The sequence below is a fragment of the Mycobacterium sp. PS03-16 genome, assembly GCF_004570325.1.
Classification (GTDB): domain Bacteria; phylum Actinomycetota; class Actinomycetes; order Mycobacteriales; family Mycobacteriaceae; genus Mycobacterium.
The window spans coordinates 144,404-169,019 of record NZ_SPQO01000010.1 but is presented as its reverse complement, the minus strand read 5'-3'; the positions used below and the strand labels follow the sequence as shown (position 1 = coordinate 169,019).

Annotated in this window: 20 protein-coding genes; 7 read left to right on the top strand and 13 right to left on the bottom strand. The window is 71.4% G+C overall.

The features are described from left to right. A partial coding sequence (locus E4P42_RS11635) for a UPF0182 family protein (RefSeq protein ID WP_135126210.1) occupies positions 1-2,830 on the bottom strand: 2,830 nt, incomplete at its 3' end. A gap of 86 nt (positions 2,831-2,916) precedes the next feature. Beyond that, the gene (locus E4P42_RS11630; RefSeq protein ID WP_167759457.1) at positions 2,917-3,945 is read right to left on the bottom strand and encodes a PDZ domain-containing protein; all 1,029 of its coding nucleotides are present in this window, start codon (positions 3,943-3,945) and stop codon (positions 2,917-2,919) included. 73 nt (positions 3,946-4,018) lie between these two features. On the opposite strand from E4P42_RS11630, the gene E4P42_RS11625 reads away from it, so the two are divergent. Then, complete coding sequence (locus tag E4P42_RS11625) at positions 4,019-5,422, top strand: zinc-dependent metalloprotease (RefSeq protein WP_371287016.1); 1,404 nt, start codon at positions 4,019-4,021, stop codon at positions 5,420-5,422. A gap of 10 nt (positions 5,423-5,432) precedes the next feature. On the opposite strand, the gene E4P42_RS11620 is transcribed toward E4P42_RS11625, so the two are convergent. Further along, a complete protein-coding gene (locus E4P42_RS11620; protein WP_135126208.1) occupies positions 5,433-5,663 on the bottom strand; it encodes a hypothetical protein in 231 nt (76 codons plus the stop codon). Between the two features lie 120 nt (positions 5,664-5,783). Here E4P42_RS11620 and E4P42_RS11615 point away from each other — a divergent pair, with 120 nt between their 5' ends. Further along, the gene (locus E4P42_RS11615) at positions 5,784-6,629 is read left to right on the top strand and encodes a cyclodehydratase (protein ID WP_135126207.1); all 846 of its coding nucleotides are present in this window, start codon (positions 5,784-5,786) and stop codon (positions 6,627-6,629) included. Between the two features lie 42 nt (positions 6,630-6,671). After that, on the top strand, positions 6,672-8,006 hold the full coding sequence (locus E4P42_RS11610; protein ID WP_135126222.1) for an AarF/ABC1/UbiB kinase family protein: 1,335 nt from the start codon (positions 6,672-6,674) through the stop codon (positions 8,004-8,006). Between the two features lie 19 nt (positions 8,007-8,025). Here E4P42_RS11610 and E4P42_RS11605 read toward each other — a convergent pair whose 3' ends face one another. The 3 genes from E4P42_RS11605 to E4P42_RS11595 form a co-directional block, all read right to left on the bottom strand. After that, complete coding sequence (locus E4P42_RS11605) at positions 8,026-8,310, bottom strand: WhiB family transcriptional regulator (protein ID WP_135126206.1); 285 nt, start codon at positions 8,308-8,310, stop codon at positions 8,026-8,028. Between the two features lie 143 nt (positions 8,311-8,453). Next, positions 8,454-8,666: a hypothetical protein gene (locus E4P42_RS11600; RefSeq protein ID WP_135126205.1), complete on the bottom strand. Its 213-nt coding sequence runs from the start codon at positions 8,664-8,666 to the stop codon at positions 8,454-8,456. 131 nt (positions 8,667-8,797) lie between these two features. After that, entirely contained in the window at positions 8,798-10,912 is a 2,115-nt protein-coding gene (locus tag E4P42_RS11595) for an ATP-dependent DNA helicase UvrD2 (RefSeq protein WP_209305752.1), read from the bottom strand. Positions 10,913-10,994: 82 nt separating this feature from the next. Between E4P42_RS11595 and mrx1 the strand changes: the two genes are divergently transcribed. Then, complete coding sequence (gene mrx1, locus E4P42_RS11590; protein WP_135126204.1) at positions 10,995-11,249, top strand: mycoredoxin Mrx1; 255 nt, start codon at positions 10,995-10,997, stop codon at positions 11,247-11,249. A 15-nt stretch (positions 11,250-11,264) separates the two neighbouring features. Here mrx1 and nudC read toward each other — a convergent pair whose 3' ends face one another. Next, a complete protein-coding gene (gene nudC / locus E4P42_RS11585) occupies positions 11,265-12,191 on the bottom strand; it encodes an NAD(+) diphosphatase (RefSeq protein ID WP_135126203.1) in 927 nt (308 codons plus the stop codon). Continuing rightward, complete coding sequence (locus tag E4P42_RS11580) at positions 12,188-13,282, bottom strand: TrkA family potassium uptake protein (RefSeq protein ID WP_135126202.1); 1,095 nt, start codon at positions 13,280-13,282, stop codon at positions 12,188-12,190. Before E4P42_RS11580 ends, nudC begins: the two co-directional genes overlap by 4 nt. A gap of 46 nt (positions 13,283-13,328) precedes the next feature. Here E4P42_RS11580 and E4P42_RS11575 point away from each other — a divergent pair, with 46 nt between their 5' ends. Continuing rightward, positions 13,329-13,724 (top strand): hypothetical protein, encoded by a 396-nt coding sequence (locus tag E4P42_RS11575; RefSeq protein WP_167759456.1) that lies wholly within the window; start codon positions 13,329-13,331, stop codon positions 13,722-13,724. A 4-nt stretch (positions 13,725-13,728) separates the two neighbouring features. Here the strand turns inward: E4P42_RS11575 and E4P42_RS11570 are convergent, their stop codons facing one another. Both E4P42_RS11570 and E4P42_RS11565 read right to left on the bottom strand, forming a co-directional pair. Beyond that, positions 13,729-16,971 (bottom strand): ATP-dependent DNA helicase, encoded by a 3,243-nt coding sequence (locus E4P42_RS11570; RefSeq protein WP_135126200.1) that lies wholly within the window; start codon positions 16,969-16,971, stop codon positions 13,729-13,731. Beyond that, complete coding sequence (locus tag E4P42_RS11565) at positions 16,968-20,108, bottom strand: ATP-dependent DNA helicase (RefSeq protein ID WP_135126199.1); 3,141 nt, start codon at positions 20,106-20,108, stop codon at positions 16,968-16,970. The genes E4P42_RS11570 and E4P42_RS11565 overlap by 4 nt, the downstream gene beginning before the upstream one ends. A gap of 6 nt (positions 20,109-20,114) precedes the next feature. Between E4P42_RS11565 and E4P42_RS11560 the strand changes: the two genes are divergently transcribed. Together E4P42_RS11560 and E4P42_RS11555 are read left to right on the top strand one after the other, a co-directional pair. Further along, complete coding sequence (locus E4P42_RS11560) at positions 20,115-20,966, top strand: alpha/beta fold hydrolase (RefSeq protein WP_135126198.1); 852 nt, start codon at positions 20,115-20,117, stop codon at positions 20,964-20,966. Between the two features lie 2 nt (positions 20,967-20,968). Further along, positions 20,969-21,265, top strand: a complete 297-nt coding sequence (locus E4P42_RS11555; protein WP_135126197.1) for an MGMT family protein — start codon at positions 20,969-20,971, stop codon at positions 21,263-21,265. A 7-nt stretch (positions 21,266-21,272) separates the two neighbouring features. Here the strand turns inward: E4P42_RS11555 and E4P42_RS11550 are convergent, their stop codons facing one another. From E4P42_RS11550 to E4P42_RS11540, 3 genes are all read right to left on the bottom strand, one after another. After that, positions 21,273-22,127 (bottom strand): TIGR02569 family protein, encoded by an 855-nt coding sequence (locus tag E4P42_RS11550; protein WP_135126196.1) that lies wholly within the window; start codon positions 22,125-22,127, stop codon positions 21,273-21,275. Positions 22,128-22,214: 87 nt separating this feature from the next. Beyond that, positions 22,215-23,402 (bottom strand): adenylyltransferase/sulfurtransferase MoeZ, encoded by a 1,188-nt coding sequence (moeZ, locus tag E4P42_RS11545; protein WP_135126195.1) that lies wholly within the window; start codon positions 23,400-23,402, stop codon positions 22,215-22,217. Positions 23,403-23,512: 110 nt separating this feature from the next. Continuing rightward, positions 23,513-24,586, bottom strand: coding sequence for a DUF3152 domain-containing protein (locus tag E4P42_RS11540; RefSeq protein WP_135126194.1), 1,074 nt, complete (start codon positions 24,584-24,586; stop codon positions 23,513-23,515). Between the last annotated feature and the right edge of the window lie 30 nt (positions 24,587-24,616).

The following is a 24,616-nucleotide window of genomic DNA, read 5'->3' as shown; positions in this document are numbered from 1 at the left end:
GATCTGGCGCCGGCGCCCGGCCGGCCTGGTTGGCCGGCGGCTGCGCGGCCGGCGGCTGCTCGCCGTTCGGCGGTTGCGCGGCAGGCGCCTCACCCTCGGGCAGATTCGTCGGCGCCGGTCCGGTCGCGGTGGCGTCAGCGCCGGGCCCGAACAGGTCGATCAGCGCATCGCGGACGGTCGGGCCGTACCCCACCTGGTCGTTGTAGAACATCGCCACGCGGATCATGCGGGGATAGGTCGACGCCGCGTCACTGGTGCCCGGCGACGCGTACACCGGCGCCACGTAGAGCAGACCGCCCTGGCCGACCGGCAGCGTGAGCAGGTTGCCCCACCGGATCCGGTTCTGGTTGTCGCGACCGATGACACCGAGGTCCTGGCTGACGGTGGTGTCGGTGCTGATCGCGTTGAAGGCCAGCTTGGGACCGTTGACCTGACCGGGGATGGTCAGCACCGTCAGCCTGCCGTAGGTGTCCGGATCGGAACTGGCGCTGATGTAGGCCGCCAGGAAGTCGCGGCGGAACCGGTTCATCGCGCTGGTCAACTGGAAGGAGGCCGAACTGTCCTCCATCGCGAGGTCTTTGGCGACGATGTAGTACGGCGGCTGGAAGCTGCTGGCCGTCGGGTTCGGATCCAGCGGCACGTCCCAGAAGTCCGACGTCGAGAAGAACGTCACCGGATCGTCGACGTGGTACTTCGCCAGCAGCGCGCGCTGCACTTTGAACAGATCCTCGGGGTAGCGCAGGTGATCCTGCAGTTCCGGGGAGATCTCGCTCTTGGGCTTGATGGTGTCCGGGAACACCTTCATCCACGCCTGCAGCACCGGGTCCTGCTCGTCCTGGGCGTAGAGCGTCACCGTGCCGTCGTAGGCGTCGACGGTGGCCTTCACCGAGTTGCGGATGTAGGACACCTGCTTGTTGAGCGCCAACCGGTTGACCGCCACCTCGTTGGAGTCCGCGGTCGCCGAGGACAGCGACGTCAACTCCGAGTACGGGTAGTTGTCCAGGGTGGTGTAGCCGTCGACGATCCACACGATCCGCTTGTTGACGATCGCCGGGTACGTGGCCGTGTCGGTGGTCAGCCACGGCGCCACCGCCTCCACCCGGTCGCCCGGGTCGCGGTTGAACAGGATCTTGCTGTCCTCGCCGATGACGTTGGAGAACAGGAAGTTGCGCTCGGCGAACTTGGCCGCGAACACGCTGCGCGCCAGCCAGTTACCGATCGGCACACCACCGGACCCGGTGTAGGTGTAGTTGCGGGTCTCGGTGTTGGTCTCGTAGTCGTATTCGCGCGGGGCGCCGTTCTCGCCGACGATCGCGTAGTCGGCGGCGGTGTTGGCGATGACCGGCCCGAAGTAGATGCGCGGCTGGTCGAGCGGGGCCGGGCCGGGCGAGACGACGTTGCCGTTGGCGCCGACGACGCTGGCCAGGAACTCCGGGTAGCCGCCGTTCTGGTTGGGGTCGTTGGCCACCCCGCGCACCGTGTTGGCCGGCGAGGCGATGAAGCCGTTGCCGTGGGTGAACACGGTGTGCCGGTTGATCCAGTCGCGCTGGTTGTCGATCAGGCGGTCGGGGTTGAGCTCACGCGCGGCCACGACGTAGTCGCGCAGATTGCCGTTGTCGTCGCGGTAGCGGTCCATGTTGAGCTGGTCGGGGAAGAAGTAGAAGTTCTTGCCCTGCTGGAACTGGGTGAACGCCGGGCTGACGATGTTGGGGTCGAGCACGCGAATGTTCGACGTGGTGGACCGGTCGGCCGCGACCTGCTGGGCATTCGTCGGTGAGTTACCCGGATAGCTGCGGTAGGTGACGGTCTCGTCGGTCAGCCCGTAGGCCTGGCGCGTGGCGGTGATGCTGCGCGCGATGTACTCGCTCTCCTTCTGCGCCGCGTTCGGCTTGACGCTGAACTGCTCGACGACCAGCGGCCACCCGGCGCCGACCACCAGCGAGGACAACAGCAGCAGCACGACACCGATCGCCGGGATGCGCAGATCGCGCAGGAAGATCGCGGAGAACACGGCGACCGCGCAGATCAGCGCGATGGCCAGCAGGATCAGCTTGGCCGGCAGCACCGCGTTGATGTCGGTGTAGCCGGCACCGGTGAACGGCTTGCCGCCGCGGGTGTTGCTCAGCAGCTCGTAGCGGTCCAGCCAGTATGCGAACGCCTTGAGCAGCACGAGCGTGCCCACCAGCGACACCAGCTGGATGCGCGCCGCGCGGGACAGCGCGCCGGTGCGCCCGGACAGCCGGATGCCGCCGAACAGGTAGTGGCCGAGCAGGTTCGCGACGAACGCCAGGAACGTCGCGACGAACAGGTAGCTGAGGACCAGCCGGTAGAACGGCAGCTCGAAGGCGTAGAAGCCGAGGTCGAGGCCGAACTCCGGATCGGTGACGCCGAATTCGCCGCCGTGCAGGAACAGCTGGATGCGCACCCAGTAGGTCTGGGCGACGATGCCGGCCAGGATGCCGATGAAGGCCGGGATGCCCAGGCCGAACAGGCGCAGCCGGCTCATCACCGTGGTGCGGTAGCGGGCCACCGGATCGTTCGGTCCGGCGGTCGGCACGAAGACCGGCCGGCTGCGATAGGCCAGCGCCAGCCCGGCGAACACGATCGCGCCGATCAGCACCGAGACGACGAGGAACACCACCACGCGGGTCAGCAGCACCGTGGTGAACACCGACCGGTAGCCGAGCTCGCCGAACCACAGCCAGTTGACGTAGGTGTCGATGAAGCGCGGCCCGATCAGCAGCAGCACCACCACGGCGAGGGCGACCCCGATCAGAACCCGGCTTCGTCGCGTCAGCTTCGGCATCCTCGCCGCGGGCCGCATAGCCACTTGATGTCTCCAGTCTTGCTCACGGGGAAGGGAACGTCGTCACCGACGTGCAGACAACTCTACGCATTGGCCGGCCGGCGGCTCGATCAGCAGCGGGGTGGTTCGCCACCAGCGGAAATCCTGTTCAGCGCGTCCACCGCGTCGGTGAGCGTGCCGACCCGGACCAGCTCGAGTCCGTCCTGCGGGTCCGATCTGGCCTCGGTGCAGTTGTCCGCGGGCACCAGGAACACCGTCGCCCCGGCCTCGCGGGCGGCGAGCATCTTGTGGGTGATGCCGCCGATCGAGCCGACCTCACCGTCCGGGGTGATGGTGCCGGTGCCCGCGACGAACCTGCCGTCGTTGAGGTCGCCGGTGGTCAGTTTGTCGATCACCGCCAGGCTGAACATCAGACCGGCCGATGGGCCGCCGATGTTGGCGAGGTTGAACTCGATCGGAAACGGCGCCCACGGGGCGTCGATGACGCCGATGCCGAGGTAGCCGTAGTCGCGGTCGGGGTTGCTGCCCAGTTCGACGGTCGCCGTGCCGACCGGGCTCTCGGCGTCCTTGCGCCGGTAGTCGACCACCAGCCGATCGCCGGGTTTCGTGGTCTTGAGGACGTCCTGGAACTGGGCGACGTCGGCCACCGGCTTGCCGTTGACGGCGTCGATCGCGTCCCCGTCGCGCAGCTTGCCCGCCGACGGGCCGGGATCGACCACGCTGTCGACGGTCACCGCGCGCGGGTACTTCAGGTAGGACAGCGCGGCGTACTCCGCGGCGTCCTCGGAGTTGCGGAAGTCGGCGGTGTTCTCCTCGTCGATCTCGTCCTTGCTCTTGTCGGGCGGATAGACGAGTTCCCGCGGCACCAGCTGTTCGCGGCCCGACATCCACAGCGTCATCGCCTGCCCGAGCGTCAGCCCGTCGCGCTGGGACACCGTGGTCATGTTCAGATGCCCCGACGTGGGCTTCACCTCGTCGGATTCGATGTCGACGACCTCCTTGCCGTCCACCTCGCCGAGGGTGTTGAACGTCGGCCCGGGGCCCAGGGAGACGAACGGCACCGTCACGGCCGACAGCAGCACACCGAACGCGACGATCGGCACCAGCGCGACCAGCAGCGTCATAATCCGCCTGTTCACGCCGCCCACAGTAAGGTAGCGCCGCGCCTGTTCTCTGACAGCGTGACCGGCCCCACCGCGCGCCCGCAGGTCGGTGAGTACGGTTGAAGGCATGGCTGACCTGCCCTTCGGCTTCTCTGCGGGCGACGACCCCGAGCGCGACAAACGCAAGAAGGACCCCGACGCGGGATCCGGTTCGGGCGGTTCGCCGTCGGATCCGTTCGGCATGGGCGGGGCCGGGTTCGACATGTCCGACCTCGGCCAGATCTTCACCAAACTCGGCGAGATGTTCAGCGGCGCAGGCGCAATGGGCGGCCGCCAGTCCGGGCCGGTGAACTACGACCTGGCCCGCCAGCTGGCCTCCAACGCGATCGGATTCGTCGCCCCGGTGCCCGAGCAGACCGCGTCGGCGATCTCCGACGCCGTGCGGCTCGCCGAGACCTGGCTCGACGGCGTCACCCCGCTGCCCGCGGGCACCAGCCGGACCGTCGCGTGGACGCCCAGCGACTGGCTCGACAACACGCTCGAGACCTGGAAGCGGCTGTGCGACCCGGTGGCCGAGCAGATCTCCACCGTGTGGGCCGGTGCGCTGCCCGACGAGGCCAAGGCCATGGCCGGGCCACTGCTGGCGATGATGTCGCAGATGGGCGGCATGGCGTTCGGTTCCCAGCTCGGCCAGGCGCTCGGCACGCTGTCACGCGAGGTGCTGACCTCGACCGACATCGGGTTGCCGCTCGGCCCGAAGGGTGTGGCCGCGCTGATGCCCGAGGCGATCGAGACCCTGTCCGAGGGGCTGGAGCAGCCGCGCAGCGAGATCCTGACCTTCCTGGCCGCCCGCGAGGCGGCCCATCACCGGCTGTTCACCCACGTGCCGTGGCTGGCGAGCCAGTTGCTGTCCGCGGTCGAGGCGTTCGCCCGCGGGATGAAGGTCGACATGAGCGGTATCGAGGATCTGGCCCAGGGCATCAACCCGGCCGCGCTGACCGACCCGTCACAGATGGAGCAGCTGCTCAACCAGGGCATCTTCGAACCCAAGGCCACCCCGGAGCAGGAAGCCGCGCTGGAACGGCTCGAGACGCTGCTCGCGCTGATCGAGGGCTGGGTGCAGACCGTCGTGACCGCCGCCCTCGGCGACCGCATCCCGGGCACCGGCGCGCTGTCGGAGACGCTGCGCCGCCGCCGCGCCACCGGCGGACCCGCCGAACAGACCTTCGCCACCCTGGTCGGGCTCGAACTTCGTCCCCGCAAACTGCGGGAGGCGGCCGTGCTGTGGCAGCGGCTGACCGACGCGGTCGGCGCCGACGCCCGCGACGGGGTGTGGCAGCACCCCGACCTTCTGCCCTCGTCCGACGACCTCGACGAGCCGGCCGCATTCATCGACCGCATGGTCGGCGGCGACACCAGCGGGATCGACAGCGCCATCGCCGACGCGATCGCCGACCTGGAAAAGAACCTCGGCGAGCCCGACGACGACGGCAAAGGCGACGCGAAGAGCTGATTACACTCGGCTACTTCCACCAGTGTTTGCCGCCGTGACGCCAGTCGAAGGGCCCATGTCCGGGATTCCAGATGTGCCCCGGATTCCAGTCGACCCAGCCCGGTCCTGATACGCAGGCGCTCCAGATCCAGCCGTTCCAGCACAAGCCGGGGTCATCGTTGGCGTGGGCGTTTCCGGCTCCGACAAGTGCGATTCCGGCTGACACCGCGAGCGTGGCCACGGTGACGAGGATTTTCTTCATGGCACACACCTCCTTTGGGAGTGCCTCGATTTTAGGCCGCCCGGAAGGTCGGTGAGCTGGTTGTCCACAGGCCTGGGACAACCGCCGGGCAGGTGCGCGGTTTCGTGGCACAGTCCACCCATGACCCGGTATCTGCTCAACGCCGCCCTACCGGTGCTGCTACGGCCCGACGGCGCGGTCCAGATCGGGTGGAATCCGCGGCGCGCCGTGCTGGTGCAGCCGCCGCCGGGGCTGACCGCGGCCGCACTGGCCGACCTGCTCCGGAATTTGCAGACCGGGATGGCGATGGCCGAGCTGCGCGCCGCGGCCGACCGGCACGGCGCCGCGGACCCGGGCGATCTCGCCGACCTGATCGCGGCGCTGACGCGGGCCGGGGTGTTGAGCGTGGACTCCCGCCGCGGCGGCCGTACCGCCAGCGTGCGCATCCACGGCCGCGGCCCACTGTCGGACCTGCTGGTCACCAGCCTGCGCTGTTCCGGCGCCCGGGTCAGCCACACCCGCACGGTGAAGGCGGCCGCCCCGCCCGAGGCGACCGATCTGGTGGTGCTCGCCGACTACCTGGCCACCGAGCCGCGCGTGCTGCGCGACCTGCACGCCGCCGGGGTGCCGCACCTCCCGGTCCGGATCCGCGACGGCTCCGGCCTGGTCGGCCCGCTGGTCTTTCCCGGTCAGACCAGCTGTCTGGGGTGCGCCGACCTGCACCGCACCGACCGGGACGCGGCCTGGCCCGCGGTCGCCGCCCAGTTGCGCGGCACCGTCGGCAACGCCGACCGGCCAACGGTGCTGGCCACCGCCGCCCTCGCGCTCGACCAGATCGACCGGGTGCTGCGGGCGGTGCGCGCCACCGGCGCGGCGGACGGCGCACCCGAGGTGCTGCCGAACACCGACACCACGCTGGAGTTCGACGTCGCCACCTGCCGCACCGTGGTCCGCCGCTGGTCGCGGCACCCGCGGTGCGATTGTTGAAAACCGTCGTTGCCAGTTGGTTCGCTGGTGTTCAGCGCCGTCGTGGATGATGGTCTGGTGGCTGACATCAAACGCGGGCGCGCCGCCCGTAACGCGAAGCTGGCGAGCCTGCCGGTCGGTATGGCCGGCCGGGCCGCGCTGGGCTTCGGCAAACGGCTGACGGGCAAGTCGCGCGACGAGGTCAACGCCGAACTGATGGACAAGGCGGCCCAGCAGCTGTTCACGGTCCTGGGCGAGCTCAAGGGCGGTGCGATGAAGGTCGGCCAGGCGCTGTCGGTGATGGAGGCCGCGATTCCCGAGCAGTACGGCAAGCCGTACCGCGAGGCGCTCACGAAACTGCAGAAAGACGCCCCGCCCCTGCCCGCCGCGAAGGTGCACCGTGTGCTCGACGCGCAGCTGGGCACCCGGTGGCGGGAGCGGTTCGCCTCCTTCGACGACACGCCGATCGCCTCGGCCAGCATCGGCCAGGTGCACAAGGCGGTGTGGTCGGACGGTCGCGAGGTCGCCGTCAAGATCCAGTACCCGGGCGCCGACGAGGCGCTGCGCGCGGACCTGAAGACCATGCAGCGCATGGTCGGGGTGCTCAAGCAACTCTCCCCCGGCGCCGACGTGGAAGGCGTCGTCGACGAGCTGATCGAGCGCACCGAGATGGAGCTCGACTACCGGCTGGAGGCCGACAACCAGCGGGCGTTCGCCAAGGCCTACCGCGACCACCCGCACTTCGCGGTGCCCGCGGTGGTGGCCAGCGCGCCGAAGGTCGTGATCGCCGAGTGGATCGACGGCATCCCGATGTCGCACATCATCCGCGAGGGCACCCAGAAGCAGCGCGACCTGATGGGAACCCGTCTGTTCGAGCTGACCTACGACGCGCCGCGGCGGCTGGAGATGATGCACGGCGACGCGCATCCCGGGAACTTCATGCTGCTGCCCGACGGCCGGATGGGCGTCATCGACTTCGGCGCGGTGGCGCCGCTGCCCGGCGGCATTCCCGAAGAACTCGGGATGGCGGTGCGCTATGCGATGAACGACGACTACGACAAGCTGCTGCCCACGCTGGAGAAGATCGGGTTCATCCAGAAGGGTCAGCAGGTGTCCGCCGACGACATCGACGACATGCTGCGTCAGTACGTCGAACCGCTCGAGGTCGAGGTGTTCCACTACACCCGCAAGTGGCTGCAGAAGATGGCCGCCGCCAACATGGACCGGTCGGTGCAGCAGATCAAAACGGTGCGCCAGATGGACGTGCCCGCCAAGCTGGCGATCCCGATGCGCGTTATCGCGTCCAACGTCGCGATCTCGTGTCAGCTCGACGCCTACATCCCGACCAGATCGCTTGCCACCGAACTGATTCCGGGCTTCGCCGAACCGGCGGCGTGACGCCGGGCGAACCCGGCAGCTAGGCGGCTGCCGGGTCCGCGACGTTCTTGCGCGGGCGGCCGCGCGGCCGTTTGCGCGCGATGACGGTGCCGCGCTCGAGGATCTCGCCGCCCCAGACACCCCACGGTTCCTGCCGCTCCAAGGCTGCGTCGAGGCAGGCGCGGCGGATCGGGCAGTCCGCACACAGCGCCTTGGCGCGTTCGAGGTCGACGGGGCTCTCGGCGAACCAGAGGTCGGGATCACCGACATGGCACGGTACCGACGGGAGAACCTTCTTCTCGAGGGTCGTCGTCCCCAGAGACATCAGAATTTCCTGCTTCCTGGTCGTTGTTTCCTCGGCCATCTGTCTTGGCTGGATCGGCGACCAGGTCTCGGGGGTGTCCCGAAAGTAATCTGGCCACGGATCCGGTGATTGCGGGTCCGTGGCCAATCGGCTGGGGGGCTTACCTAGTAGGTGCCCCGCTTCACGGACGCGCGGGTCGCGGCGGTGGCGGCGCGGCGCTTGCGCTGCGCCGCAATGGCGGCAGCAGGCATCGCCGGAATGTCGGCCGGAACCGCGAACGCGACATGCGCCGCTGCGACGGAGGTCGGAGCGACGGCACGGAAGGTGCGCAGCAGGCCGGCGACGGCTACGCCGGTGAACGCGACATTGCTGTCCATGATCAGGGCACCCTCCTTCCGAACTCTCCGCCCAACGTGTGATCTTGAGGTTAGAGCGTAGCAGCGAAACGGCACAACTTATTTTTGACCAGCGCTTTTGGCGCGATCTTTGCGATGTTTGGCGGTTCTGGTCAGCGCCGGGATCTGACCATGGCGAGGACGTCGGCGCCGTACTGCTCGAGCTTGCGCGCGCCGATGCCCGGGATCGCCACCAGCGCCGCCTCGTCGGTGGGCAGGGTTTCGGCGATCGCGATCAGCGTGTTGTCGGTGAACACCACGTACGCCGGGACGCTGAGCTCCTTGGACGTGCGCAGCCGCCAGTCCTTGAGCTCGGCGAGCAGCTCCTCGTCGATGTCGGACGGGCAGGTCTCGCAGCGCCGCAACATGATCGACGGTGGGGTGGTCAGCGGGCCGTTGCACACCCGGCACCGCGGGGTCGCGCCGCGCTGGCGGCGTGGCCGCGCCGGTGCGGTGTCGGCGCCCGAGTTGGGGGCGACGCCATTGAGGAAGCGCGACATGCGCCGGCTCTGCCTGCCGCCGGGCGCGCGGGCCAGCGCCCAGCTCAGCGTGAGATGCACTCGGGCGCGGGTGACTCCGACGTAGAGCAGGCGGCGTTCCTCTTCGACCGGTTCGCTGTCCGGACCGTGCGAGAGCGCGTGCGAGATCGGCAGGGTGTTGTCGGCGAGCCCGACCAGGTACACCGCGTCCCACTCGAGCCCCTTGGCCGCGTGCAGCGACGCCAGCGTGACGCCCTGCACGACGGGTGGGTGCCGGGCGTCGGCGCGCTGGCGCAGTTCGGCGACCAGGCCGCGCATGTCGAGGCCGGGACGCACCGCGACCTCCTCGTCGACGAGTTCGGCCAGCGCGGTCAGCGCCTCCCAGCGCTCCCGTGCGCGGGTGCCCGCGGGCGGCTCCTCGGCGAGCCCGAGCGGTTCGAGCACCGCCCGCACGACCGCGGGCAGCTCGGCCTCGACGTCACGTTCGGCGGCGCGCTGCAGCGCCACCAATGCCTGGCGGATCTCCTGGCGGCTGAAGAACCCTTCGCCGCCGCGGACCTGGAACGCGATGCCTGCGGCGGTCAGCGCCTCCTCGTACACCTCGGACTGGGCGTTGATGCGGTAGAGCACCGCGATCTCGGCGGCCGGGGTGCCGGCCTCGAGCAGCCGGGCGATGTCCTTGGCGACGGCGGCGGCCTCGGCCACCTCGTCGGGGTGCTCGGCGAAGGTGGGCGCCGGCCCCGGCGGACGCTGGCCCACCAGGTGCAGCTTGCTGCCCGCCATGCGCCCGCGGGCGGCCGCGATCACCCGGTTGGCCAGCGACACCACCTGCGGCGTGGACCGGTAATCGCGTTCCAGCCGGATCACCGCGGCGTCGGGGAACCGGCGGGAGAAGTCCAGCAGGTAGCGGGGGGTGGCGCCGGTGAACGAGTAGATGGTCTGGTTGGCGTCGCCGACGACGGTGAGATCGTCCCTCGGGCCCAGCCACGCGTCGAGCACACGCTGCTGCAGCGGCGTGACGTCCTGGTACTCGTCGACGACGAAACAGCGGTAGCGGTCCCGGAACTCGGTGGCCACCGCCGCGTCGTTCTCGATGGCAGCGGCGGTGTGCAGCAGCAGATCGTCGAAGTCGAGCAGCGTGGTGCCGTCGTTGCGGGCCTTGAGCTTCTCGTAGCCGGCGTAGACCGCGGCCACCTTGGCGGCGTCCATCGGGATGTCGCGGCCGGCCTGGGCGACCGCGGCGCCGTAGGCCTCGGGACTGATCAGCGACGCCTTCGCCCATTCGATCTCGCCGGCGAGGTCGCGGACGTCGTCGGTGGAGGCCTGGACGCGGGCCCGGTTGGCGGCCTGGGCGACGACGGCGAACTTGCTGTCGAGCAGTTGCCAGCTGGTGTCCCCGACCACCCGCGGCCAGAAGTAGCGCAGCTGCCGGCGGGCGGCGGCGTGGAACGTCATGGCCTGCACCGAGCCGGTGCCGACGCCGCCGGCCTCCTGATCGAGCGCGCGTAGGCGGCCGCGCATCTCCCCCGCGGCGCGCGAGGTGAAGGTGACCGCGAGGACCTGCCCGGGGGCGACGTGACCGGCCGCGACGAGGTGGGCGATGCGGCGGGTGATGGTGCGGGTCTTGCCGGTGCCGGCGCCGGCCAGGACGCAGACCGGGCCGCGCGGCGCGAGGACGGCCTCGCGCTGCTCCTCGTCGAGGTCGGCAAGCAGCCGCTCCCGCGACGAGGTGGGGACCTCGACCGACATGCGACCCATCTTGGCAGGCACGTCCGACAAGCGCCCGGTCCGTGTCGGGCATGTCGCGGCCATCGGATACGTTGCAGGTCTTATGAGTGCTGCTGACACCGCGGAACTGACCATGTACACCACCACGTGGTGCGGCTACTGCGTCCGGCTCAAGAAGGCGCTGAAGGCCGAGGGCATCGCCTGGACCGAGGTCGACATCGAACGCGATCCCGCCGCGGCGGACTTCGTGATGTCGGTCAACGGCGGCAATCAGACGGTGCCGACGGTGAAGTTCCCCGACGGCTCGGCGTTGACGAACCCGAGCATCAAGGACGTCAAGGCCAAACTCGGCCGCTGATCTCTACCGGCGCCGCTAGTCCAGCGCCGCCCAGGATTCGATGATCTCGCGGGCGATCGAGATGGAGCCCGGCAGCAGGAGCCGGGACGGGGACTGACTGTTCCAGTCGCCGACCTCGAGCGCCTCGCGGATCTCGGCGCGGGTGAACCACGCCGCCTCGGCGATCTCCCCGTCGTTGAACGTGAACGGCTGCTCCGGGTCGGCGACGGCGTGGAAGCCGACCATCAGCGAGCGCGGGAACGGCCACGGCTGGCTGCCGAGGTACCGCACATCGGTGACGGTCAGGCCGACCTCCTCGGCGATCTCGCGCACCACACAGGATTCGAACGACTCCCCCGCTTCGACGAAGCCGGCCAGGATCGAGAACAGCCGCTCGGGCCACACGGTCTGACGGGCGAGCACCGCGCGGTCGTGGCCGTCGTGCACCAGACAGATCACGGCCGGGTCGATACGCGGGAACTCCTCATGCCCGGTGACCGGGTCGACCCGCGACCAGCCCGCCTTGATCGGCTTCGTCGGCGCGCCGTCGACCGGGCTGAACCGGGCGCGGTCGTGCCAGTTGAGCAGGGCGGTGGCGGTCGCGACCAGCTGCGCGCTGGTGTCGTCGAAGATCTGGCCGGCCCGGCGCAGGTCGAGCACCTCCGCCTCGGCGCCGTCCTCGGGCGGCTCCAGGTCGGCCCGCGCACCCCACACGTGGCGGCCGTCGTCGAGCCGGCCGAGGAACACCGCGCCGGTGGGTGGGGCGTCGCCCAGCGCGGCGGCGCGGCCGAGCACCGCCCGGCCACCGGAGACGAGCACCTGGTTGCGGTGGTCCACCCGCAGCAGCAGGGCATCGGGCCAGCCGGCGGCGGCCGCGTCGAGGTCGGTGCGCAGCGCGTCGGCGCGGTCGGCGCCCACCCGGGAGAGCAGCGGGATATTGCGCAGCGCTTCGAAGGCGCTCATCGTTCGGCGTCGGCGCTGCGGATGTAGAGCAGGCGGTCGCCGGCCTCCAGGGCGTCGACCTCGGGGGCGTCCACGCGGACCAGCCCGCCGTCGCGCACCACTCCCAGCACGATGTCGTGCAGGTGGCGCGGCGAACCGCCCACCTCCTTCGGCGTGACCTCTCGTTCGGCGATCGCGAAGCCGGCGTCGGGGGTCAGCAGGTCCTCCATCATCTCCACGACGCTCGGGGTCTGGGTGGCGATGCCGAGCAGCCGGCCCGCGGTCTCCGATGACACCACGGTGTTGTCGGCGCCGGACTGCCGCAGCAGGTGCTGGTTCTCGGCCTCGCGGGCCGCCGCGATGATCTTCGCCTTCGGCGCCAGTTCGCGGGCGGTCAGCGTGACCAGCACCGCGCTCGCGTCGTTGTCGGTCGCGACGATGATCGACTTGGCGTGCTGCGCGCTCGCCAGGCGAAGCACCTCGGACTTCGTCGCGTCGCCGTGCACGGTGACCAGACCGGCGCCGCGCGCGCGTTCGAGCGCCGCGGCGTTCTCGTCGACGACGACGATGTCGGCCGGGTGGACCTCGTCGCCGACCATGGCCGCGACCGCGGTGCGGCCCTTGGTGCCGTAGCCGATGACGACGGTGTGGTTGCGCACTCTGCTCCTCCATCGCTGGATCTTCAACGCCTGGCGCGACTGGCTGGTCAGCGTCTCGACCGTGGTACCGATCAGCACGATCAGGAACGCGACCCGCAGCGGCGTGATCACCAGCACGTTGACCAGGCGGGCCGATTCGGTGACCGGGGTGATGTCGCCGTAGCCCGTCGTCGACAGCGACACCGTCGCGTAGTACACGCAGTCCAGGAACGACAGCGGATCGCTGGCCTCGGGACTGCTCTCGATGTCGCGGTAACCGTGCCGGTCGAGATACACGATGATCACGGCCGCGAAGAGCGCGCTCGCCGCGTAGATGATGCGCCGGATGATGCGCTGGGTCGGGCTGACGAACGGTTCGGGGATGCGGAGCACATCGGTCAGCGCCGCATCGGGCTGCGTGGTGAGATCCTGCTCGATCGCGGCGAGCCGGCGCCGCAGACGTCCTTTAGCCACGAGGGTCCGTCACCGGATGGGACTGCCGCACCAGCACAATGTAATCATGACCCCTCCCTCAGCCGCAGGGCGGCGCAACGCCGCGTCGACGCTCGCTGCCCGGATGGCGGCGCTGCTGACCGGCATCGGTGTGCTGCACTTCGTCGCACCCAAGCCGTTCGACAGCATCGTCCCGGCCGAACTTCCCGGCAGCCCGCGGTTCTACACCTACGCCTCGGGAGTGGCCGAACTCGGCGTGGCCGCCGCGCTCGCCGCGCCGAAGACCCGCAAGGCCGGCGCGCTGGCCGCCGTCGCGCTGTATCTCGCGGTGTTCCCCGGCAACGTCAACATGGTGCGGCTGTGGTGGGACAAGCCGTGGCCGATGCGGGCGTTGGCGATCGCCCGGCTGCCGCTGCAGGTGCCGATGATCACCCAGGCGCTCAAGATCTACCGGGCCTCCTAGGTTCTCAGGCGGCCGCCGCCAGCAGCGCCGCCAGGTCGTCGGGGCCGGGCAGGTCGGCGGGGCACACAGTCTGACCCGTGGCGACGTAGTGGAACGCCGCCCGGACCCGCTCCACCGGGCACTCGTGCAGCGCCGCCCACGCCACCCGGTACACCGCGAGCTGGACCGCGGCGCGCTCGGCGGCCTCCGGCGTGTCCGGCGGTGCGCCGGTCTTCCAGTCGACGACGGTGGCGCCGCCGTCGTCGTCGGCGAACACCGCGTCGATGCGGCCCCGCACGATCGTCTCGCCGATCACCATGTCGAACGGGACCTCCACGTCGACCGGCGTGCGCGCCGCCCAGGGCGAGGCCATGAACGCCTCCTGCAACCGCGCGAGCTGCTCACCCTCGGCGCGTCGCGCATCGCTGTCCGTCGCACCGGGCAGGTCGTCGAGGTCGAAGAGCCGCTCGGCGCCGTAGAACCGCTGCACCCACTCGTGGAAGGCGGTGCCCAGGAACGCGTTCGGGTCCGGTCGGGCCGGCATCCGCCGGCTCAGCCGGGCCAGGGCGGCGTCCCGCTCCCCGCTCAGGTCGACCAGCGCGCTGACCGACAGCTGTCCCGGCAGCGACGGCGGCGCCGGTTGCGCCACCCGGTCCCGCTCGGCCAGTAGAGCGTCCACATCGGCCGACCAGCCCTCGATGTCGTCGACGTCGGCCTCGGGGGCGGCCATGGCGTGGGCCACCAGCGCGGCGCCGCGGTCGACGTCGGCGCGCCGGTGCCCGGCCGGGTCGGCGGGCCACATCACCTCGGTGACGTTGTCCCGCAAGGGGTTCGACTCACCCTCGGGCGGCTCGGGGGCCCACTGGTCGACCACCCCGCACGGCCGCCCGGCCGCGGCCGATGCGTCGATGATGTCCTTGAGCTCGCAGAGGAACTCCGACGGGCCGCGCGGCTTGCCCTCGGTGCCGCCCCAATGGTGACCGGACAGCAGCAGGGTGTCCTCGGCGCGGGTCAGCGCCACGTAGAGCAGCCGACGCTCCTCGTCGACCCGCCGTTGCTCGAGACGCCGCTTGTGGTCGTTGATCCGGTCCGACAGCATCTTGCGGTCGTTGATGTCCGAGCCGTCCAGGATCGGCACACCGTGGTCGGTGGTGGTGGCCCGGTCGCCACGCAGCAGCGGCGGTAGATCGGCCGGATCGGTGAGCCAGGTCCGCGTCTGCGCGGTCGACGGGAAGATCCGCCCGCTCAGGTGCGGGACGGCCACCAGCTGCCACTCCAACCCCTTGGCGGCGTGCACGGTGAGGATCTGCACCCGATCGGTCGACACGGTGAGCTCGGGCGGGGCCAGCCCGTTCTCCACCTCCATCGCCGCGTCCAGGTACGCCAGCAGGCCGGTGACCGAGGCACCGGGGCGGCCCGCGTAGTCGGCGACGACGTCGACGAACGCGTCGAGATGCTCGGACCCCGACCAGCCCGCGGCGACCGAGCGGCCCGCGCGGGCCTCGGCGTCGACACCGAGGACCCGGCGGATCTCGGCGACCAGATCCGGCAGCGGGACGCTCAGATGGCCTCGCAGCGCGGTCAATTCACGCCCCAGCGCGGTGATGCGGCGGTACCCCTGCGAGGAGTAGCGCTCGGCCGGGCCGGGATCGCAGATGGCGTCGGCGAGGCACGCGGCGTCGGCGTCGGGTGCGACTTGCGCGACGATCTGTTCGGCGCTCGCCTGCGCGCCGGCGCCCGGCACGTCGTCGAGGTCGACCGCCCGCCGCCACAACGCGGTGAGGTCGCGGCCACCGAGGCGCCACCGCGGGCCGGTGAGCGTGCGCATGGCGGCGGCGCCGGCGGTCGGGTCGGCGACCAGCCGCAGCATCGCGACCACGTCGGCCACCTCCGGAACGCCGAGCAGACCCGCCAGCCCGACCACCTCCACCGGAACGCCGCGGGCCGTCAGCGCCTCGGCCATGGGTGCCGCATCGGCGTTGCGGCGCAACAGGACCGCCGCGGTCGGCGGTGACTCGCCACCCACCCGGGCCGCGTGGTAGCGACGCGCCACCTCGTCGGCGACCCATTCGCGTTCGACGACGACGTCGTCGAGTAACGCCAGCCGGATGGTGCCCGGCTCCGCACCCGGGCGGGGCCGCAACTCGCGGACCGCCACCGACCGTTGCCGCGCCTCGGCGGACACCGCGTTGGCCAGGTGCAGGGTGCTGGGCGGGTTGCGCCAGCTGGTCCGCAGCTCCAGCGTGGGTGCCGGGCTGCCGTCCGAGCGGGGGAAGTCGGTGGTGAACCGGGGCAGGTTGGTCGCCGACGCACCGCGCCAGCCGTAGATGGACTGGATCGGATCACCGACCGCGGTGAGCGCGAGCTGATCGTCGACACCGCCGCCGAACAACGCCGACAGCGCGACCCGCTGGGCGTGGCCGGTGTCCTGGTACTCGTCGAGCAGCACCACCCGGAACCGTTCCCGCAGCTGGGCACCGACCTGCGGGAAACCGGCGGCGAGCCGGGCCGCCGCCGCCATCTGCATGCCGAAGTCCATCACCTTCTCGTCACGCATCCGGGCATGCAGGGCATCGATCAGCGGGATCAGCTCGGTGCGTTCGGTCTGGGTGGCCAGCATGCGCAGCAGCCACTGGCTGGGCCCGCCGTCGCGTTGGCGTGGGCCTGCGGGCAGGGTGTGCACCAGGCGTTCGAGCTCGAGGTGCGAATCGCGCAGCTGGTCGGTGTCGACGAGATGTTCGGCCAGCTGACCGGCTAGCTTGAGCACCATCGACGTCACCGCGGCCGGGGTCTTCTCCACCTCCAGCGGGCCGGGGTACTCGCACACCACCCGGTGCGCCAGCTGGAACAGCTCGGTCTCCCCCAGCAGGCGGGTCTCCGGCTCGACCGGGAGCAGCAGGCCGTGCTCGCGCAGCAGGGCGCCGGCGAATGCGTGATATGTGCTGACCGTCGGCGGGTCCTCGAGTGCGTCGGCACCCGCGACCAGACCGGCGCCGGCCAGGCGGGCCAGACGGGTGCGGACGCGGCGCAGCAACTGACCGGCCGCCTTCCGGGTGAACGTCAGGCCCAGCACCTGACCCGGCGTCGCGTAGCCGTTGGCGACGAGCCACACCACCCGCGCGGCCATGGTCTCGGTCTTGCCCGCCCCCGCACCGGCGATAACCACCAGCGGACCCGGTGGCGCGGCGATCACCGCGGCCTGTTCCTCGGTGGGCGCGAAAAGGCCCAGCGCCGAGGCCAGTTCCTCAGGGCTGTAGCGCGCGTTCACGAGCGCTCTCCCGCGGCCTGGGCGGGGCAACTGCTGCGCACCGGGCAGTGCGCGCAGCCGTCGTTGACCCGCGCCACGAACTGCGGGCCCTGAGTGGCGGCCGCCGCCTGGGCCACCGCGTCGCGCCACTGCGCGACGGTCTCGGGTGTCATCGCAGCCTGTTCTCGTTCGGTGGGCCCCGCGGCACCGCTCTTGCCGAGGTACACCAGCCGGCCGCCGCCGGGGACGTCGCCGTCGGGGAGCAGACCGGCCGCGACGGCCAGCTGGTACATCGCCAGCTGTGCGTGCCGCTGCGCATCGTCCTTGGTGACCGGGCTCTTCCCGGTCTTGAGGTCGACCACCACCAGCCGTCCCTCGGCGTCGCGCTCCAGCCGGTCGAGCCGGCCGCGCACCTGCACCGACGGCCCGTCCGCACCGCCGGCCACCACACCGTCGACGTCGACCTCGGTGCCCACCTCGGTGTACTGCCCGCGGGTCTGGGCGCGCCACTGCGCGAACGCGGTGAGCATCGCCTGGTGGCGGGTCAGCTCGTTGTCGGCATGCCAGGCCGCGTCGTACGGCAGTTGCGGCCAGACCTTTTCGAGGTCGTTGACGAGCTGGCTCTCGGTGCGGCCGGGGTCGGAGACCAGCGCGTGCACCAGCGAACCGACCGCCGACCGCACGTCCCGGCCGTCACGGCCGCCGTGCCGTTCGAGCACCCAGCGCAGCGGGCAGTCGGTGAGGGTCTGCAGCGTCGACGGCGACAGCGTGAGCACGGCCTGGTCGTCGGGCCACAGTGGTTCGTCGCTGGACAGCGGCGTCATCACCTGCCACTGCGCGGGCTCGGCGCCGGGCACACCGGCCGCCGCCAGCCGCGCCAGTTGCGCCGCGGCGCACCGGCGGGCCGCGTCGTCGACCGCGCCGTCGGGTGCGCACACCACCGCCCGCAGGCGCCCGACCATCGCGGCGGGCGCCAGCAGCCGTGGCGCCCGCACGGGCGGCGCATCGTCGTCACCCCCGCCGGTGGCCAGCGCGGCGAGTTCGTGGCAGAACGCCGACGGGAGCAACGCGTCGTCACCGGAGTCGCCGTCGACCGCGGTGACCAGTACCCGGCGGCGGGCGCGGCCGAGCGCGGCGATCAGCAGACGCCGCTCCTCGGCCAGCAGCGGGGCCCGCGTCGACACCGGCTCGTCCGCCGACGCGGTGACGCCGTCGAGCACATCGACCAGGCGCTGGGTGCCCAGGATGCCGCCGCGCGGAACGGTATTGGGCCACAGACCTTCCTGCAGCCCGGCGATCACCACGACATCCCATTCGCCCGCCAGCGCGGCATGTGCGCTGAGCACCGCCACGGCCGGGGTGGACCGCCGGCCGGTGCGCCGGGTGGGCGGCAACCCGAGCGCGGCGACGTGGTCGAGAAGACCGCGCAGCGACGCGGCCGCGGTGCGCGTCACGTACTGCTCGGTGACGTCGAACAGCGCGGTGACGGCGTCGAGGTCACGGTCGGCCTGCTCCCCCGCCGCGCCGCCGCGTTCGCTGGCCGTCAGCCACCGGCGCTGCAGGCCGCTGCGGTGCCAGGCCTGCCACAGGGTGTGCCGCGGATCGAGGCCGTCGGCGGCGCTGCGCCGCGCGGCCGTCAGCACCGCCCGCACCCGCCGCAGCGGCCGCTGCAGGTCCGGGGCGAGATCGGGCAGTGCCCCGGTGAGCGCGGCCACCAGCAGGTCGGCGAAGCCACGCGGCGGATGGCTGCCGTCGGCCCGGCGCAGGGCCCGCCGCACCTGGCGCATGGTGACCGGATCGACCCGGCCGATGGGCCCGGACAGCAGCTCTTCGGCCTGTGCGCCGGTCAGTTCCCCTGCCGTGGCGTCGAGCACCGTCAGCAGTGCGCGCACCGCCGGCTCGTCGGCCAGCGGGGCGACGGCGGGCAGGTCCACCGGCACCCCGGCGGCGCTCAACGCCCGCGCCAACGGCGTCCCGGTGCGCGGCAGCGACCGCACCACGACCGCCATCTGCGACCACGGCACCCCCTCGACGAGGTGCGCCCGTCGCAGCGCGTCGGCGATCAGCACCGACTGGTCGTGGGTGCTCGCAGCGAGCCGCACCGCGACCGTGCCGTGTTCGGGCCCGGATCCGATCAGCTCACCGGCCGGCCGCCCGGGCAGCCGGCCGGCCAGCCCCGCGATCGCATCGGCGATCGCCGGGGCACAGCGGTGTGACCGGGTCAGGGTGAGCACGGCCTCGTCACGGTCGGTGCGCAACAGCGCCGGATCGGCGCCGCGGAAGCCGAACACCGCCTGATCGGGGTCGCCGGCGATGACGGTGAGCCGCGCACCCGCCGCCAGCACCCGCACCAGCTGCGCGGCCTGCGGGTCGAGCTGCTGCGCATCGTCGACGAGCAGCAGCGTGAGCCGGTCACGTTCGGCGGCAAGCAGATCGGCGTCGACGGCGAACGCCTCGAGCGCGGCGCTGACCAGTTCGGCCGCGCCGAGTGCGGGCACCGTCGCCTGCGGCGCGGCCATGCCGACCGCCGAGCGCAGCAGCATGACCTGTTCGTAGGCCTGGGCGAAGCGGCCGGCCGCCGACCACTCGGGCCGTCCCGACAGCCGGCCCAGGCGTTGCAGCCCAACCGGATCGACCCCACGTTCGGTACACCGCGCCATCAGATCGCGCAGTTCGGTGGCGAAGCCGGCGGTGGTCAACGCCGGGCGCAGGTCGGCCGGCCACGCCACCGGCGAGCGGTCACCGTCTTCGACGTCGCCGGCGAGCAGCTCCCGGATGATGCCGTCCTGTTCGGCGCCGGTGATCAGCCGCGGCGGCGGATCACCGTTGCGCTGCGCGGCCAACCGGAGCACGGCGAACGCATACGAGTGCACGGTCCGCACGAGCGGTTCCCGCACGACCGTGCGCCCGCCCTCGCGCAGCAGCCTGCGCGTGATCTCGGCCCGCGCGGCGTCCCGCAGCGACGCCGAACCGGTCAGCAGCAGAACCGAATCCGGTGCGACGCCCGCGGCGATGTGCGCGGCCGCCGTGTCCAGCAGCGCGGTTGTCTTGCCGGTGCCGGGGCCGCCGAGCACGCGCACCACGCCGTCCGAACCCGGCTCGAGGTGCTCGGCGCCCAAGGGGGTGCGCGTGCTGGGCGCGACGTCCGGTGCGGTCATGAGGGCATGACACCACGGGGGTCCGACAAGCCCCCGTCGGCGCAGGCCGGGACCGTCGACTGGCACCATGACCACGTGAAGTTGCACGTGCACCGCTACGGCCCCGACGGGCCCCCGCACCTGCTGGCCGTCCACGGGCTGACCGGCCACGGTCAGCGCTGGCAGACCCTGGCGACCCGGCACCTGCCCGGGGTGAGCGTCGCCGCACCGGACCTGATCGGTCACGGCCGGTCGTCGTGGGCGGCGCCGTGGACGCTGGAGGCCAACACCGAGGCGCTGGCCGCGCTGCTCGACGCCGACGGCGGGCCGCCGGTCGTGGTGGCGGGTCACTCGTTCGGCGGGGCGGTCGCGCTGGCGCTGGCCGCCGCACGTCCGGACCTGGTGTCCGGTCTGGTGCTGCTGGACCCGGCGGTGGCCCTCGACGGGGACTGGATGCGCGAGATCGCCGACGAGATGTTCGCCTCGCCCGACTACACCGACCGGGACGAGGCGCGGGCCGAGAAGGTCTCGGGGTCCTGGGGTGAGGTCGACGCCGACGAACTCGACCGCGAACTCGACGAGCACCTGATCACCCTGCCGAACGGACGCAGCGGCTGGCGCATCAGCGTGCCCGCGATGATGTCGTACTGGAGTGAGTTGGCCCGCCCCGTCGCGGCGCCCCGCGACGGGACGCCCACCACGCTGATCCGGGCCTCGCGCACCCAGCCGCCCTACGCCACCGACGAGCTGCTCAGCGCCCTCGACGCCGCGCTGGGCTCCGATCTGACCGTGCTGCAGTGGGATTGCGACCACATGGTGGCCCACGCGATGCCGGCCCAGACCGCCGAGGTGATCCGCGGCCACCTCGACCGGCGCTGACCGTGGCGGCCATCACCGACGAGCAGGTGGAGGCCGTGCGCGCCCTGGTCGCGGCGATCCCGGCCGGCCGGGTCAGCACCTACGGCGACATCGCCGAGGCCGCCGGCCTGTCCAGTGCGCGGATCGTCGGCTGGATCATGCGCACCGATTCGTCCGACCTGCCGTGGCACCGGGTGATCACCGCGTCCGGACGCCCAGCCCCGCATCTGGCCACCCGCCAGCTCGAATTGCTGCGCGCCGAAGGCGTTCTCGCCGTCGACGGGCGAATCCCGCTGGCCGAGCTGCGTCACCGGTTCTGACGACGGGTCAGAGCACCAGGCGGACCAGCGCGGCGGTGCGGGCCAGACCCGGGAACGCGGCCGCCGTCGACCGCGGGTGCAGCGCGTGGACGGCCAACCGGAACATCAACGCGCGCAACAACATCTGTGGCCACTCCGGCAGCGAAGCCCACCGCTCGATGAGGCCGTCGTCGGCTTCGCCCCACGACAGCGCGTCGACCACCACCACCCCGGCCGCCCATGAGGACGGCCGCCAGTAGGGCGTGATGTCGGTGATGCCGGGGGCAGCGGTCCCGGCGAACAGCACCGTGCCGTACAGGTCGCCGTGCACCAGCTGGCTCGGGCTCTTGGTGGGCCGGCGCAGCGTCGCAAGCTGGTTGATCAGCTCGACCGAACGTTGACCGTCGGTGGATCCGGGCGCCACCCGCGCACCGGGCGGCAGCGAGTGCAGCGGGCGTTCCTCCCACGCCGCGCGATCGGCGGCGATGAACACGTCCACATCCCCCCACGGCGCGACCGGCGGCTGGGTGAGGAACCGCGGACGCTCGAGCGTCGCGGTCGCCTCGTGCAGCCGCACCGCGGCCGACACCACCTCGTCGTGCCGCGGCTCGGGGGTGCCGGCGACGAACGTGTCGGCCCGCCAGCCGGCCACCACGTAGCGGCCGTCGGTGGAGCGGACCGGCCTGGCCAGGCGGACCCCGTCGACGAACAGCGTCTCGCGGACCTTCGCCGACCAGGCGGCGCGGGCGTGGTCGGCGACCATCGACAGCACCACTTCGCCGCAGCGCCAGCCGCCCTCCCAGCTCGACCCGAGCGGCACCGGACGCACGCCGACCAACCCGAACGCGGCCAGGACATGTTCGGGCGGACGTTCGGTGGTCACCGGCTCAGGCTACCGGGCGGCGGCCCGACAATTGACGCGCTGACCTGCTGTGTCACCGAGCCGATGCGGGCTTGAGACCTCGGCGCGTCAGTACATCACCATGTCGGGTTCGAGCTGCCTGCCCCACGCCACGATCCCGCCCTGCACGTGCATGGCGTCGGAGAAACCCGCCTTCTTGGCGATGGCCAGCACCTCGGCCGAGCGCACGCCGGTCTTGCAGTAGAACACCGGCGTCCGGTCCACCTGCAGTTTGGCCAGCGCTTCACCGCTCTCGAAGGCGCCCTTCGGGATCAGCTCGGCCCCGGTGATGTGGTTGATGTCCCACTCGACCGGTTCCCGGACGTCGATCAGCGCCAGCGGCTTGCCGGAATCCAGCAGTTCCTTGAGCTCGCGCGGCGTGATCGTCGAATCGGCGGCGGCCTCGGCGGCGGCGTCGGACACCACGCCGCAGAACTCCTCGTAGTCGATGAGCTCTGTGATCTTCGGCGTCGACGGGTCCTTGCGGATCTTGATCGTGCGGTAGGTCATGTCGAGGGCGTCGTAGACCATCAGCCGGCCCAGCAGCGTCTCGCCGATACCGGTGATCAGCTTGATCGCCTCGGTGCCCATCACCGACGCGATCGACGCGCACAGGATGCCCAGCACCCCACCCTCGGCGCACGACGGCACCATGCCAGGTGGCGGCGGTTCGGGGTAGAGGTCGCGGTAGTTGAGGCCCAGACCGTCGGGGGCGTCCTCCCAGAACACCGAGACCTGGCCCTCGAACCGGTAGATCGACCCCCACACGTAGGGCTTGCCCGCCAGCACGGCGGCGTCGTTGACCAGGTAGCGGGTGGCGAAGTTGTCGGTGCCGTCGAGAATCAGGTCGTACTGCGCGAACAGGTCGACCGCGTTGTCGGGCTCCAGCCGGAACTCGTGCAGATGCACCTCGACCAGCGGGTTGACCTCCAGGATCGAGTCCCGTGCGCTCTCGGCCTTGGAGCGGCCGATGTCGGACTGGCCGTGGATGATCTGGCGCTGCAGATTCGACTCGTCGACGACGTCGAATTCGACGATGCCGATGGTGCCCACCCCGGCGGCGGCGAGGTACAGCAGCGTCGGCGAACCCAGCCCGCCCGCGCCGATGACGAGCACGCGGGCGTTCTTCAGCCGCTTCTGCCCGTCCAGGCCGAGGTCCGGGATGATCAGATGACGGCTGTAGCGCGCGACCTCGTCGCGGGTCAGTTCTGCCGCCGGTTCGACCAGCGGCGGCAACGAAGACGAAGTCCCGGACACCGGTATCTCCTCCACTCGAGCGGTGTGCGTCGGCCCCTGGGCAGCGACCGTCGTTCACCTTCACAATAGGCACCCCGCATAACCGTCGCGGAGCCCGTGAACTTCCCGCCTCAGGCGATCGGATACGGCCAGGGATTGAAGCGGCACGTCAGGCCGTCGGCGCGCACGGTGCCCGGATCGAAGCGGGCGGCGTCGTCGTTGCTGGTCGAGAACGTCTGCTGCATCATGATCGGCGCCAGCGCACCGTTCTCCGCGCACGACTCGTGACGCTGGTAGCCGATGGCGTGCCCGACCTCGTGGTTGATCAGGTACTGGCGGTAGGAACCGATGTCGCCCTGGAACGGCACCGCGCCGCGGACCCAGCGGGCCTCGTTGACGAACACCCGCGGCTGGTCGCCGAGGTAGGCGGGGTTGTAGCAGGACGCCTCGAGCTGGATGTCGTATCCGCAGCCCTCCCGGATCGTCATCGGCGAGGTGAGCGACACCCGGAAGTCCGGCACACCGGTGTCGATGCGGGTGAACGCGAACTGCGGATTGTGGGTCCAGCTCTTCGGGTTGGCCAGGGTCTCGGTCACCATTCGCGCGAAACCCTCGTCGCCGCCGAAGCCGGTGGTGTCCAGGCCGTCCTCGACCTCGACGGTGTAGGTGAAGTTCTTCGTGGTGCCCTGACCCACCTGCGGCGTGGTCCCGGGCACGATGTGCCACGTCTTGGCGCCCGCCTCGGTGAACGGCCCGCCGGCGGGCAGGATGCCGGTCGGCAGGTTGGCGTCGAACTGGGTGAGCCCTTTGGGCGGGGCGCCGACGATCGAGGTGCTCGGCACGCCGATGGTCGGCGGCCCCTGCACCGGGCCCTCGTCGACGACCTGCTGCGGCACGCTGGTGCCGGTGATCGTCTGGTAGATCACCACGACGGTGAGCACGGCGAGCACCGGCAGCGCGTACGCCCGCCAGCCGTAGGTGGAGACGAACCGGCCCAGCCAGGTCTGCTTGCGCCACTGCCGCCGGTCGTCGCGGTTGGACCGGGCCCGGCCGGCGTCCGCGGTCAGGGGATCGCGTTGCGCGCGCAGCGGATCACGCTGGGCACGCAGCGGTTCCTGCCATTCGCTGCGCAGCGCGGGCACCCGTCCGCTCCCGCGACGATCCGGACCCGTGGGCCCTCCTCGCGCGCGGGGGTCGTAGGTCACCGGACCAGAATGGCACAGACCCGTGTCCCG